Genomic DNA, 12,869 nt, shown 5'->3' on the forward strand with positions numbered 1-12,869 from the left:
GGGCTGGAGCACGATCTACATCACAGGCAAAAAGCCTAAGGAGCTGCACGGCTTCCAAATCCCTCCCTCGATGATCAGTCGAGAACTATCGCTCCTGATGGAGCGATAGTCGAGATACAAGGAGCTGCCGCAGGCTGCGATCTTTTGATCTTCAAGCCTGGGCGTCAGCCTCGGCGATCTGCGTCCACATCGCCGGCCCGCCAGCGGATTTGGCAATAATCTCCAGTCGCACTTGATGGGCTGCCAGTTCATCTTCAGTCGCACGAATGATCCGCGCGGGCTGGCGATCAGCCGGCAGGCGACGGATCTCCGTGGCGGAATTGTCCGCGCCGTCGCCCGTGCCATTACCGTCCGAAGCATTACCGGCCAGCGACAGGCTGGTCTGGCCACCGGTCATGGTCAGGTAGACGTCAGCGAGAATCTCGGAGTCGAGCAAGGCGCCGTGCAGTTCACGGCCGGAGTTGTCGACGCCATAACGTTTGCACAACGCATCAAGGCTGTTGCGCTGCCCCGGGTGACGCTCCCGGGCCATCATCAGGGTGTCGAGGATCGAGCAGTGCTGGGTGATGTCGGCGCGATCGTGCTGCCCCATCAAGGCGAATTCGTTGTTGATGAAGCCAACGTCGAACGCCGCGTTATGGATGATCAGCTGTGCGCCCTTGATGAACTCGAAGAACTCATCGGCGACTTCGGCAAAGCGTGGCTTGCCCACGAGGAATTCGTTGGTGATGCCGTGGACGCCGATGGCGCCTTCATCACTCTCGCGATCCGGTTGCAGGTACACGTGAAAGTGCCGGCCTGTCAGGCGCCGACCGATCAGTTCGACACAACCGATTTCGATAATCCGGTGACCATCGGTCACCGGCATGCCGGTGGTTTCGGTATCGAGTACAACGGATCTGGTGGCCATCAGTGCTCAGCTCTCAACGGGTCAATCGTGCAAAAGCGCGAATGTTAACACGCTCTCGGCGTGAGTCGCGCGCCCCCGAGTGATCGGCGCTCATGCAGTTTTTAACAATCATTAGCAATGTTCATAAAGTCTGCCGGGAAACCGCTTGTTAGCGTGCGCGCCTTGTTTACCAAGGGTTTGAACGCACCATGAAGACTGCACTGGTTCTATTGCTCGGTATTGGTTTGCCGGTTGCGCAAGCGCATGCCACTAGCTTCGTCATCAGCACCGACATCACCATGAGCCTGATTTTAAGCTCAAGCAAAGGTACGAGTGGGTCGTTCAAGGACGACAAGGTTGTGCTGGCAGCGAAGGATGATGCGGCGGCATTTGTCGCCAGTGGCGGCGAGATTCGCGGGGTGCGAATGGAGGCGGCGTTTTTGCGGATTCGCCAGGTACTGGAGGATCGTGATTATGGTGATCTGCAGTTGGCTGAAGCTATTTTGATTCTGTGAGTCCGCGTTATCGTTCTTCGCGAGCAGGCTCGCTCCCACATTGGATCTGTGTGGTGCACAAAGCCCCTGTGGGAGCGAGCCTGCTCGCGAATGGCCGCACCGCAGTACGTCAGGAACGACTCAGGTCTGCTTGTAACCGCGCACCTCATCCACGCCACGGTTGGCCAATTGGTCAGCCCGTTCGTTGCCCTGGTGACCAATGTGCCCGCGCACCCATTTCCAGGTGACCTTGTGGCGGTTGACCTGCTCGTCCAGTTCTTTCCACAGATCAGCATTCTTTACTGGCTCCTTCGCAGCGGTTTTCCAGCCGCGCTTCTTCCAGTTGGCCATCCACTCGTTGATGCCCTTCATCACGTACTGTGAGTCGGTCACCAACAGCACTTCGCACGGGCGCTTGAGCGCTTCAAGCCCACGGATAGCGCCGAGCAGCTCCATGCGGTTGTTGGTGGTGTTGGCCTCGCCGCCCCACAGTTCCTTTTCGACGCCCTTGCACACCAGCAAGGCGCCCCAGCCGCCCGGGCCGGGGTTGCCCTTGCAGGCGCCGTCGGTGAACAGTTCTACGGTGTCGACGCTTTCAACGCTTTCGCTCATGCCTATCTATCCAGAAAAATGCCTGTCTTGCCGATCACGGATCGACAATGACCGAGGCCGGGGAAAACCCGGCCACAAATAAAAGAAGGTTTACGGTTCGATACGGCGGCGATTGACCTTGGCCATCGGCAGCGGAATCAGCTTGCCCATCGGCTCGCGACGTTCCTGACGCAGCGGCCGCAGCCCGACCACAATCTTGCGCGCCACCAATAAATAGAAGCCGCCACCCGACAACTGCCAGTCACCGGCCTTGCGTTCCCAGCCAGCCAGACGGGCCTGCCACTTGGGCGACGCGAGCGGCGGACGATAGCACCCGAAGCGGCGTTTCTCCAGCGCAAAGCCCAGCAGATTGAGCCAGTCGGCGACCCGCGACGGCGAGATGCAACGGGCCTGGCGCAGGGCGTCATGGGCGAACACATGGCGCAAGCCCCAGGTGCTCCAGGGGTTGATCCCGATGATCAGCAAATGCCCGCCGGGGCGCACGCTGCTTGCCGCTTCGCGCAGCAAACCATGAGGCGACAGACAGAAGTCCAGACCGTGCTGCATGACTACCACATCGGCGGCGTGCTCGCTCAACGGCCACGCCTGCTCTTCGCAGACGATCTCGACACCGGGCAGCGGCGCACCGAGGCGCACGTTGCGCTGCACCTGTGGCGCAGACGGTGGGGCCTCGGCCGACGGGCCGTAATGCACCAGATAGCCGCCGAAGAACCGCCCCAACTCGTCTTCGAGCATGCGCCGCTCTTCATCCAGCAGAAACTGCCCGATCGGACCGGACAGCCATTCACGGGCGGCGCTGATCAACGCCAGCCAGTCGGGATCGGCCTGAGCGAACGCTTTATCGGTCATGTCATTCTCCAACGCGCCAGGAACTACTAAGATGCGCCAATGTTTTCCGCTTGGCGAATTCCGACGATGATACAGATCAGTGCCCTGCCCGCGTTCACCGATAACTACATCTGGTTGTTACAGGATCACCGCACCCAGCGCTGCGCTGTGGTCGATCCGGGCGATGCCGCGCCCGTGCAGACGTGGCTCGACGCCCATCCGGGCTGGGTGTTGAGCGATATCCTGATCACCCACCATCATCATGATCATGTCGGTGGCGTCGAACGCCTGAAGCAGGCCAGCGGCGCGACCGTTTATGGTCCGGCAAGCGAAACCATCCCGGCGCGGGATGTAGCCCTCAAGGACAATGACAGCGTCAGCGTGCTCGGCTGGGACTTCGATGTCTACGCGGTGCCTGGTCACACCTTGGGACATATTGCCTATTACCACCATGGTCTGCTGTTCTGCGGCGACACCCTGTTCGCTGCCGGTTGCGGCCGCTTGTTCGAAGGCACGCCGGAGCAAATGCACCACTCGCTCAGCCGCCTTGCCGCTTTACCGGAAGATACGCTGGTCTATTGCACCCATGAATACACCCTGAGCAATCTCAAGTTCGCCGCAGCGGTCGAACCGACCAACCCGGACATCGCCGCCCGTCTGGAAAAGGTCACCCTGCAACGGCAAAACGGCGTCATGACCCTTCCCTCGACCCTGGCCCTTGAAAAACTCACCAATCCGTTTTTGCGCACCACTGAAACATTAGTTACACAAAAAGTGGACGAACGGGCAGGCGCTCAAAACCGGGCGCCGAGTGAGGTTTTTGCTGCCCTGCGGGCATGGAAAGATACGTTCTAAGTGACTCCCTTGCTGGTACAAAAATTCTGAATGGTTGACCGCAAGGGGTGCGCTTTCTAGAATCGCCCGACATTTTTGCCCGGAACTTACTTCCAGCCAATGTCGTCATCCATACGTAAGTCCGTCAATTCAGACGCATTGACCCGCCTGGCGCAAGCCATCGCGGTGGCTGTGTCCGCCACGCTGGCGGGCTGTTCCAGCCATGCTCCGCAGACTGAAGCGACCCATACGCCGAACATCGCTGCGCGAGCCAAGCAGAAGCCGATCTGGCTGAACGAGAAGCCCAGCCCACAGGTTCCCCAGGACATCTGGGAACGCATGCGCCAGGGTTTCCAGCTGCAGGAAGGCCTGGGCGTGAACCCGCGTATCGAGCAACAGCGCCTGTGGTTCGCCAGCAATCCCTCTTTCCTCGAGAATGCCGGCGAACGCGGCAGCCTCTACATCCATTACATCGTCGAACGCCTCGAAGAACGCAACATGCCGCTGGAACTGGCCCTGCTGCCAGTGATTGAAAGCTCCTACAACCCGATGGCCTATTCCCGGGCCAACGCGGTGGGTCTCTGGCAATTCATTCCGTCTACCGGTCGTTATTTCAATCTGCGTCAGACCCGCTTCTACGATGGCCGTCGTGATATTACCGCCTCGACCACCGCTGCCATGGACTACCTGACCCGTCTGCACGATATGTTCAACGGTGACTGGCTGCTGGCCCTGGCGGCCTACAACGCCGGTGAAGGCACGGTCAGCCGCGCGATCGAGCGTAACGAAAGGCTCGGCCTGCCAACCGACTACTGGAACCTGCCGCTGCCAGCGGAAACCCAGGCCTACGTGCCAAAGTTGCTGGCCCTGTCGCAAGTGGTCCTGGCGCCGGAAGCCTACGGCGTGAACCTCAACCCGATCGCCAACGAACCGTACTTCCAGGTCGTCGAAATCAACCAGCGCATGGACCTGTCCAAGGTCGCTGCGGTTGCCAACATCGATGAAGACGAACTGTTCCAGCTCAACCCGGCGTTCAAACAGCGCACCACCATCGACGGCCCTCAGCATTTGCTGGTGCCGACGTCCAAGGCGCAACTGCTGACCGCCAGCCTGCAAACCATGCGGCCTGACGAGCTGATCAGCCCACGCTCGCTGAAACCGGTGTTCGACGGTGCCGATCCAAGCGAAGTGGCGCAGCTTAAACGCGCTTACCGCGTGAAGCGTGGCGACAACCTCGGCTCCATCGCCAAGGCCAACAAGGTCGAAGTGAAGGACCTGCAACGCTGGAACAAATTGAGCGGCAAAAACCTCAAGGTCGGCCAGACGCTGGTGATGCAGGACACCACCAAGCGCAGCCCTTCGCGCAAAAGTGGCCGGGTCAACACCGTGATCGCCGCCAACAGCAAGACCAAGGGCAAGGCTGACAACGCGCAGCAGACCCAGTACAAGGTCAAGCGCGGCGACACGCTGTATGTGGTGGCCAAGCGTTTCAACGTTGAGATGCAACATCTCAAGCGCTGGAATCCGGGTGCGGGTAAAGCACTGAAGCCGGGGCAGATGCTCACGGTTTATCAGCCGCATTGACAGAAGAGCCCCTGAATTTCAGGGGCTTTTTGTTTTGGTGGGAGCGGGCTTGCTCGCGAATGCGCTGTATCAGTCATCTACATATACCGCTGACAGACCGCATTCGCGAGCAAGCCCGCTCCCACCAAAAGCAAATGCGATCGAAGCCGATTAACCGCGCATTAACCCGCATCTTTTTCCTGTCCAGACAAGCTGTTACTGTACGGCCCACAAAGCCCAAGCCGCCTGGATCGGATCTGACTTGAAGCGTCCCCTCCTCCTGCTCCTGATCAGCCTGGCCTTGAGCTCAACTGCAAGCGCGACGATTACCGAAAGTCACGGTTATGCGCAGTTCGGCACGCTCAAGTACCCGGCCAGATTTACCCACTTCGACTGGGTCAACCCGCAAGCGCCCAAGGGCGGTACGTTGCGGGTGATGGCGTTTGGCACCTTCGATACGGTCAACCCTTACACCTTCAAGGGCACCAGCCCGGTGACCACGGCGAATTTCCTTCAGTACGGCATCAACGAGTTGAACGAACCGCTGATGGTCGGCACCGGCCAATACTCGCCGTCCGGCGATGAACCGGCCTCCAGTTACGGCTTGATCGCGCAATCAGTGGAGTACAGCGAAGATCGCAGTTGGGTGGTGTTCAATCTGCGCCCCGAAGCGCGCTTTCACGACGGTACGCCGATCACCGCCTACGACGTCGCGTTCTCCTATCGAACGCTGCTCAAGGACGGTCATCCGCTGTATCGCACGGCGCTTCAGGAAGTGTTGCGGGTCGACATCCTCAACAAGCAGCGCATCCGTTTTGTCCTCAAGCGCTCGGGCAATCCGCTGTTGATCCTGCGCCTGGGTGAGCTGCCGGTGCTGCCGCAGCACTACTGGAAGGATCGCGACTTCAAGGCCACCACCTTCGAACCGCCGCTGGGCAGCGGGCCGTATCGCATCACCTCGGTGACGCCGGGGCGCCAGTTGATCTTTGAACGGGTCAAGGACTACTGGGGCAAGGAGCTGCCGGTCAATCGCGGCAAGTACAACTTCGATCGCATGGAGGTCGAGTTCTACCGCGACAGCGACGTGGCGTTCGAAGCGTTCAAGGCCGGCGAGTTCGACATCTACATCGAGCATCAGGCGAAGAACTGGGCCAATGGCTACAACTTCCCGGCCGTGCGCCGTGGCGACGTGATCAAGGCGCAGATCGCGCATCAGATCCCGACCCAGAGTCAGGGCCTGTTCATGAACACCCGCCGCGCCACCTTCTCGGACGTGAAGACCCGTGAAGCGCTAGGCCTGATGTTCGATTTCGAGTGGACCAACCGAGCCTTGTTCAGCGACGCCTACAAACGCACCACCAGTTACTACCCGAACAGTGAATTCAGCGCCAGCGGCCTGCCGGTCGGCCATGAATGGCTGATGCTCAAGCCGTACAAGGAGCAACTGCCGGCCAAGCTGTTCACCGAGCCGTTTACCCTGCCGCAGACCGATGGCCGCGGCGTCCCGCGAGAAACCATGCGCAAGTCCTTGGCCCTGCTCGCCGAAGCCGGCTGGAAGCTCAATGGCCAGCGCCTGCAAAACGCCAATGGCCAGCCGCTGCGTTTCGAGCTGCTGCTGGTCAACCCGAACCTGGAGCGCATCCTCCAGCCGTACATCGAGAACCTCAACAGCATCGGCATCGACGCACGCCTGCGCACGGTGGATCGCGCCCAGTACAAACAACGTCTGGACCAGTTCGATTTCGACATGATCCTGATGACGCTCAGCCAGACCCTCAGTCCGGGCCTTGAACAGTGGCAGTACTTCCATTCCAGTCAGGTCGGGGTCAAGGGCAGCAAGAATTACGCAGGCATCGCCAACCCGGTGGTCGATCATCTGCTCGAACAACTGCTCGCCGCGCAAACCCGCGATGAACAGGTCGCCGCCGGCAAGGCACTCGATCGCGTGTTGCTCTGGCAGCACTACAGCATTCCCAACTGGTACCTCAATTATCACCGTCTGGCCTACCGCAACCGGTTGGCCTTCGTCACCACGCCGCCCTACACCCTGGGCCTGAGCGCGTGGTGGTTGAAGTCTTCGGAGAAAGATCAATGAAGCCTATTCGCGCCCTGCTCGTGCAGGCCAGCGGCATGCTGTTCGCCGGGCTGGCCTTGGCCGCCCCGCAACACGCCGTGACCCTATACAACGAGCCGCCGAAATACCCGGCCGATTTCAAGCATTTCGACTACGTTAACCCCGATGCGCCCAAGGGCGGGATCTTCCGTCAGGCCGGGTTTGGCGGCTTCGACAGCCTCAACCCGTTCATCAGCAAAGGCGTGCCCGCCGATGACATCGGCCAGATCTACGACACCCTGACCAAGCACAGCCTTGACGAGCCGTTCACCGAATACGGGCTGATCGCCGGCAAGATCGAAAAAGCCCCGGACAACAGTTGGGTGCGGTTCTACCTGCGCCCCGAGGCGCGCTTCAACGATGGTCACCCGGTGCGCGCCGACGATGTGGTGTTCAGCTTCCAGACCCTGACCAAGGAAGGCTCGCCGCTGTATCGCGGCTACTACAACGACGTTGCCGAAGTCATCGCTGAAGACCCGCTCAAGGTGCTGTTCAAGTTCAAGCACACCAACAACCGCGAGCTGCCGCTGATCCTCGGTCAGTTGCCAGTGCTGCCGAAACACTGGTGGGTTGATCGTGACTTCAGCAAAGGCAACCTGGAGATTCCGCTGGGCAGCGGTCCCTACAAAGTCGCCGAAGTGAAGGCCGGCCGCTCGGTGCGCTACGAGCGGGTCAAGGATTACTGGGGCAAGGATCTGCCGGTCAATCGCGGCTTCTACAACTTCGACACGATGACCACCGATTATTACCGCGACAACACGGTCGCACTGGAAGCGCTCAAGGCCGGCCAGTTCGATTACTGGCTGGAGATGACCGCGAAGAATTGGGCCAACGCCTACAACGTTCCAGCGGTCACCGAGGGGCGCCTGATCAAGGAGCAGATCACCAACGGCAACCCGACCGGCATGCAGGGGTTCGTCTTCAACCTGCGCCGCCCGGTATTTCAGGATGTGCGAGTGCGTCAGGCGCTGGGCCTGTTGTTCGATTTCGAATGGACCAACAAGCAGTTGTTCAACGGCGCTTACATACGCACGCGCAGCTATTTCGAAAACTCGGAAATGGCCGCCACCGGTCTGCCCGACGCGGAACAGGTGGCGATCCTCGATCCGTTCCGCAGCAAACTGCCAGCGCAGGTGTTCAGCGAAGCCTTCGAGAATCCGAAAACCGACGCCAGCGGCATGATCCGTACCCAGCAACGTGAGGCCTACCAACTGCTGCAAGAGGCTGGCTGGAAGATCGTCGACGACAAAATGGTCGACGCCACGGGCAAACCGGTGGTCATCGAGTTTCTGCTGACGCAGACCGATTTCGAACGCGTGCTGTTGCCGCTCAAGCGCAATCTCAGCGACCTCGGCATCGATCTGGTCATCCGCCGTGTCGATGTCTCGCAGTACATCAATCGCGTGCGTTCGCGGGACTTCGACATGATCGTTGGCAGTTTCCCGCAGTCCAATTCACCAGGTAACGAACAGCGCGAATTCTGGATGAGTGCCGCGGCCGACAGGCCCAGCAGCCGCAACACCATGGGCCTGAAAGATCCGATCGTCGATCAACTGGTCGAAAACCTGATCAACGCCGATACGCGCAAAACGCTCGTCGCCCATGCCCGCGCGCTGGATCGCGTGTTGCAATGGGGTTATTACGTGATCCCCAACTGGCACATCAAAACCTGGCGCGTGGCCTACTGGAACCACATCGGTCATCCGAAAGTCTCGCCCAAGTACGACATCGGCACGAACACCTGGTGGGTCAAGCCCGATGCGAAACCGGCGATAGAAGTCGAAACCAAACTGCAAGCCGACCCTGCGGGCACGGAGTAATCAGATGCTGGCGTATATTTTTCGGCGACTGCTGCTGATCATCCCGACCCTGTTTGGCATTTTGCTGATCAACTTCGTGATCATCCAGGCTGCGCCCGGCGGCCCGGTGGAGCAGATGATCGCCAAGCTCGAAGGCTTCGAAGGCGCCACCAGCCGCATCGCTGGCGGCGGTGCCGAGGTGTCGGTGGCAGGCTCCTCCTATCGTGGTGCACAGGGCCTCGACCCGGCGCTGATCAAGGAAATCGAGCACATGTACGGCTTCGATAAATCGGCCCCGGAACGCCTGTGGATCATGGTCAAGAACTATGCCTCGCTGGACTTCGGCGACAGCTTCTTCCGCGATGCCAAGGTCATCGACCTGATCAAGGAAAAGATGCCGGTGTCGATTTCGCTGGGGCTGTGGAGCACGCTGATCATGTACCTGGTATCGATCCCGCTGGGGATCGCCAAGGCTACGCGACACGGCAGCCATTTCGACGTCTGGACCAGTTCGGCGATCATCGTCGGCTACGCGATCCCGGCGTTTCTCTTTGCGATTCTGCTGATCGTGGTGTTTGCCGGCGGCAGTTATCTGGACTGGTTCCCTTTGCGCGGGCTGACCTCGAACAACTTTGATGAGCTGAGCCTGGGCGGCAAGATCCTCGATTACTTCTGGCACTTGGCATTGCCAGTGACGGCGCTGGTGATCGGCAACTTCGCGACCATGACCCTGCTGACCAAGAACAGCTTTCTCGACGAGATCAACAAGCAATACGTGGTCACCGCCAAGGCCAAGGGCCTGACCCGCCACCGCGTGCTTTACGGCCACGTATTCCGCAACGCCATGCTGCTGGTGATCGCCGGGTTCCCATCGGCGTTCATCGGTATCTTCTTCACCGGCTCCCTGCTGGTGGAGGTGATCTTCTCTCTCGATGGCCTTGGCCTGATGAGTTTCGAAGCGGCGATCAACCGCGATTACCCGGTGGTGTTCGGCACCCTGTTCATCTTCACCCTGCTCGGGCTGGTGGTGAAACTGATCGGTGACCTCACCTACACCCTGGTCGATCCGCGCATCGACTTCGAAAGCCGGGAGCATTGAGATGAACCTGTCCCCTCTCAACCGCCGCCGTTTCGAGCTGTTCAAAGCCAATAAGCGTGGCTGGTGGTCACTGTGGCTGTTTCTGATCCTGTTCGGCGCAAGCCTGGGCGCCGAGCTGATCGCCAACGACAAGCCGCTGGTGGTGCATTACGACAACAACTGGTACTTCCCGGCGGTCAAGCGCTACCCGGAAACCGCGTTCGGCGGCGAATTCCCGCTGGAAGCCAATTACAAGAGCCCGTACATCCGCGAACTGCTCAAGGCCAAGGATACGTGGGTGTTGTGGGCGCCAATTCCGTACAGCTATCAAAGCATCAACTACGACCTGAAAGTCCCGGCCCCGGCCCCGCCCTCGGCGGACAACCTGCTGGGCACTGACGATCAGGGCCGCGATGTCTTGGCGCGGGTGATTTACGGCTTCCGCATTTCGGTGCTGTTTGCCCTGACGCTGACCGTGTTGAGTTCGATCATCGGCGTGATTGCCGGGGCCTTGCAGGGCTTTTATGGCGGCTGGGTCGATCTGGCCGGGCAGCGCTTTCTGGAGATCTGGTCAGGTCTGCCGGTGCTCTATCTGCTGATCATCCTCGCCAGTTTCGTCCAGCCAAATTTCTGGTGGCTGCTAGGGATCATGCTGCTGTTCTCGTGGATGAGCCTGGTGGATGTGGTGCGCGCCGAGTTCCTGCGTGGCCGCAACCTCGAATACGTGCGCGCGGCAAGAGCGCTGGGCATGCAGAACGGCGCGATCATGTTCCGCCACATCCTGCCCAACGCGATGGTCTCGACCATGACGTTCATGCCGTTCATTCTCACGGGCGCCATCGGCACCCTCACCGCACTGGACTTCCTCGGTTTCGGCTTGCCGGCCGGCAGTCCGTCGCTGGGTGAGTTGGTCGCGCAGGGTAAATCCAACCTGCAAGCACCGTGGCTGGGCATGAGTGCCTTCGCCGTGCTGGCGTTGATGTTGAGTTTGCTGGTGTTTATCGGCGAGTCCGCTCGCGATGCCTTCGACCCGAGGAAGTGAAATGAATCAGGACAATCTGATCGAAGTGCGCGACCTCGCCGTCGAATTCGGCTTTGGCGAGCGCATACACCGGGTGGTCGAAGGCGTCAGCTTCGATATCAAACGCGGCGAGACCTTGGCATTGGTCGGCGAATCCGGTTCGGGAAAATCGGTGACGGCGCACTCGATCCTGCGCTTGCTGCCCTACCCTTTGGCGCGCCATCCGGCTGGCAGCATCAACTATTCCGGGCAAAATCTGCTGGGGCTGAGCGAGAAGACCATCCGTCACATCCGCGGCAACCGTATCGCGATGATCTTTCAGGAGCCGATGACCTCGCTCAATCCGCTGCACTCGATCGAGAAGCAGATCAACGAGATCCTCGGCATCCACAAGGGCCTGACCGGCAAAGTCGCGACCAGACGCACCCTGGAGCTGCTGGAGATGGTCGGCATCCCTGAACCGCACAAGCGCCTCAAGGCCCTGCCCCACGAATTGTCCGGTGGTCAGCGTCAGCGGGTGATGATCGCCATGGCCCTGGCCAACGAGCCGGAACTGCTGATTGCCGACGAACCGACCACCGCGCTGGACGTGACCGTTCAGCTGAAAATCCTCGATTTGCTCAAGGAACTTCAGGCCAGATTGGGCATGTCGTTGCTACTGATCAGTCACGATTTGAACCTGGTGCGAAGAATTGCGCATCGTGTATGTGTCATGCAGCGCGGTTGCATCGTCGAACAGGCATCGTGCGCAGAGCTGTTCCGTTCGCCGCAGCATCCGTACACTCGGGAATTGCTCGGCGCGGAGCCCAGCGGAGGCCCGGCGACCAATAAAATCGGCGCGCCGCTGCTTGAGGTCGAGGACCTGAAAGTCTGGTTCCCGATCAAGAAAGGCCTGCTCAAACGCACGGTGGATTACGTCAAGGCAGTGGACGGCATCAATTTCAGCCTGCCGCAGGGTCAAACCCTGGGGATCGTGGGGGAAAGCGGTTCCGGCAAATCCACGCTGGGTCTGGCGATTTTGCGGCTGATCGGCAGCAAAGGCGCCATCCGCTTTGAAGGCAAGCAGCTAGACTGCCTGACGCAGAACGAGATTCGCCCGTTGCGTCGAGAGATGCAGGTGGTGTTTCAGGACCCGTTTGGCAGCCTGAGCCCGCGCATGTGCGTGAGCGACATCGTTGGCGAAGGCCTGCGGATTCACAAGATGGGCACCGCTGAGGAACAAGAGGCGGCGATTATTGCGGCATTGAAGGAGGTAGGTCTGGATCCGGAAACCCGGCACCGCTACCCCCACGAATTTTCCGGTGGGCAACGGCAACGAATCGCCATTGCCCGGGCTTTGGTGCTCAAACCGGCGCTGATCCTGCTGGACGAGCCGACTTCGGCCCTCGACCGGACGGTGCAGCGGCAAGTGGTGGAGCTGTTGCGTTCACTGCAAGCCAAGTACAACCTGACGTATTTGTTCATCAGCCATGACCTGGCTGTCGTCAAAGCGCTGAGCCACCAGCTGATGGTGGTCAAGCATGGCCAAGTGGTCGAACAGGGAGATGCGCAAGCAATCTTTGCCGCTCCCCAACATCCGTATACACAGCAGTTGCTGGAAGCCGCTTTTTTGGCACCAGCCACTGCGCAATAACCTGA

11 protein-coding genes are annotated in these 12,869 nt (G+C 59.9%); 8 read left to right on the plus strand and 3 right to left on the minus strand.

What is annotated here, in order from left to right; all coding sequences use genetic code 11:
* Positions 1-151 precede the first annotated feature (151 nt).
* Positions 152-910, minus strand: coding sequence for a DNA polymerase III subunit epsilon (gene dnaQ, locus CKW18_RS23465; protein ID WP_095190972.1), 759 nt, complete (start codon positions 908-910; stop codon positions 152-154).
* Between the two features lie 188 nt (positions 911-1,098).
* Here dnaQ and CKW18_RS23470 point away from each other — a divergent pair, with 188 nt between their 5' ends.
* Positions 1,099-1,404, plus strand: a complete 306-nt coding sequence (locus CKW18_RS23470; RefSeq protein ID WP_095190973.1) for a DUF2388 domain-containing protein — start codon at positions 1,099-1,101, stop codon at positions 1,402-1,404.
* Between the two features lie 120 nt (positions 1,405-1,524).
* Here the strand turns inward: CKW18_RS23470 and rnhA are convergent, their stop codons facing one another.
* Positions 1,525-1,995, minus strand: a complete 471-nt coding sequence (rnhA, locus tag CKW18_RS23475; protein WP_095190974.1) for a ribonuclease HI — start codon at positions 1,993-1,995, stop codon at positions 1,525-1,527.
* Between the two features lie 90 nt (positions 1,996-2,085).
* Positions 2,086-2,844, minus strand: coding sequence for a class I SAM-dependent methyltransferase (locus CKW18_RS23480; RefSeq protein ID WP_095190975.1), 759 nt, complete (start codon positions 2,842-2,844; stop codon positions 2,086-2,088).
* 66 nt (positions 2,845-2,910) lie between these two features.
* Here CKW18_RS23480 and gloB point away from each other — a divergent pair, with 66 nt between their 5' ends.
* From gloB to CKW18_RS23515, 7 genes are all read left to right on the plus strand, one after another.
* Positions 2,911-3,678, plus strand: a complete 768-nt coding sequence (gene gloB / locus CKW18_RS23485) for a hydroxyacylglutathione hydrolase (protein ID WP_095191013.1) — start codon at positions 2,911-2,913, stop codon at positions 3,676-3,678.
* 99 nt (positions 3,679-3,777) lie between these two features.
* A complete protein-coding gene (locus tag CKW18_RS23490) occupies positions 3,778-5,241 on the plus strand; it encodes a transglycosylase SLT domain-containing protein (RefSeq protein WP_095190976.1) in 1,464 nt (487 codons plus the stop codon).
* 241 nt (positions 5,242-5,482) lie between these two features.
* The gene (locus tag CKW18_RS23495; RefSeq protein WP_095190977.1) at positions 5,483-7,315 is read left to right on the plus strand and encodes an extracellular solute-binding protein; all 1,833 of its coding nucleotides are present in this window, start codon (positions 5,483-5,485) and stop codon (positions 7,313-7,315) included.
* A complete protein-coding gene (locus tag CKW18_RS23500; RefSeq protein ID WP_095190978.1) occupies positions 7,312-9,153 on the plus strand; it encodes an extracellular solute-binding protein in 1,842 nt (613 codons plus the stop codon). The genes CKW18_RS23495 and CKW18_RS23500 overlap by 4 nt, the downstream gene beginning before the upstream one ends.
* Positions 9,154-9,157: 4 nt before the next feature.
* On the plus strand, positions 9,158-10,231 hold the full coding sequence (locus CKW18_RS23505; protein WP_095190979.1) for a microcin C ABC transporter permease YejB: 1,074 nt from the start codon (positions 9,158-9,160) through the stop codon (positions 10,229-10,231).
* Between the two features lies 1 nt (position 10,232).
* The gene (locus CKW18_RS23510; RefSeq protein ID WP_095190980.1) at positions 10,233-11,252 is read left to right on the plus strand and encodes an ABC transporter permease; all 1,020 of its coding nucleotides are present in this window, start codon (positions 10,233-10,235) and stop codon (positions 11,250-11,252) included.
* Between the two features lies 1 nt (position 11,253).
* Positions 11,254-12,864 carry an ABC transporter ATP-binding protein gene (locus CKW18_RS23515; RefSeq protein ID WP_095190981.1) on the plus strand — a complete coding sequence of 537 codons (1,611 nt, stop codon included), beginning with the start codon at positions 11,254-11,256 and terminating at the stop codon, positions 12,862-12,864.
* Positions 12,865-12,869 lie beyond the last annotated feature (5 nt).

This window comes from Pseudomonas sp. Irchel 3E19 (assembly GCF_900187585.1).
GTDB classification, from domain to species: Bacteria; Pseudomonadota; Gammaproteobacteria; order Pseudomonadales; family Pseudomonadaceae; genus Aquipseudomonas; species Aquipseudomonas baetica.

What these genes read in the sequence shown, in the direction of transcription:
- CKW18_RS23515 (WP_095190981.1), top strand. Translation starts at nt 11,254, where the DNA reads ATGAATCAGGACAATCTGATCGAAGTGCGCGACCTCGCCGTCGAATTC.
- CKW18_RS23490 (WP_095190976.1), top strand. Translation starts at nt 3,778, where the DNA reads ATGTCGTCATCCATACGTAAGTCCGTCAATTCAGACGCATTGACCCGC.
- CKW18_RS23500 (WP_095190978.1), top strand. Translation starts at nt 7,312, where the DNA reads ATGAAGCCTATTCGCGCCCTGCTCGTGCAGGCCAGCGGCATGCTGTTC.
- CKW18_RS23505 (WP_095190979.1), top strand. Translation starts at nt 9,158, where the DNA reads ATGCTGGCGTATATTTTTCGGCGACTGCTGCTGATCATCCCGACCCTG.
- gloB (WP_095191013.1), top strand. Translation starts at nt 2,911, where the DNA reads ATGATACAGATCAGTGCCCTGCCCGCGTTCACCGATAACTACATCTGG.
- dnaQ (WP_095190972.1), bottom strand. Translation starts at nt 910, where the DNA reads ATGGCCACCAGATCCGTTGTACTCGATACCGAAACCACCGGCATGCCG.
- rnhA (WP_095190974.1), bottom strand. Translation starts at nt 1,995, where the DNA reads ATGAGCGAAAGCGTTGAAAGCGTCGACACCGTAGAACTGTTCACCGAC.
- CKW18_RS23510 (WP_095190980.1), top strand. Translation starts at nt 10,233, where the DNA reads ATGAACCTGTCCCCTCTCAACCGCCGCCGTTTCGAGCTGTTCAAAGCC.
- CKW18_RS23480 (WP_095190975.1), bottom strand. Translation starts at nt 2,844, where the DNA reads ATGACCGATAAAGCGTTCGCTCAGGCCGATCCCGACTGGCTGGCGTTG.
- CKW18_RS23470 (WP_095190973.1), top strand. Translation starts at nt 1,099, where the DNA reads ATGAAGACTGCACTGGTTCTATTGCTCGGTATTGGTTTGCCGGTTGCG.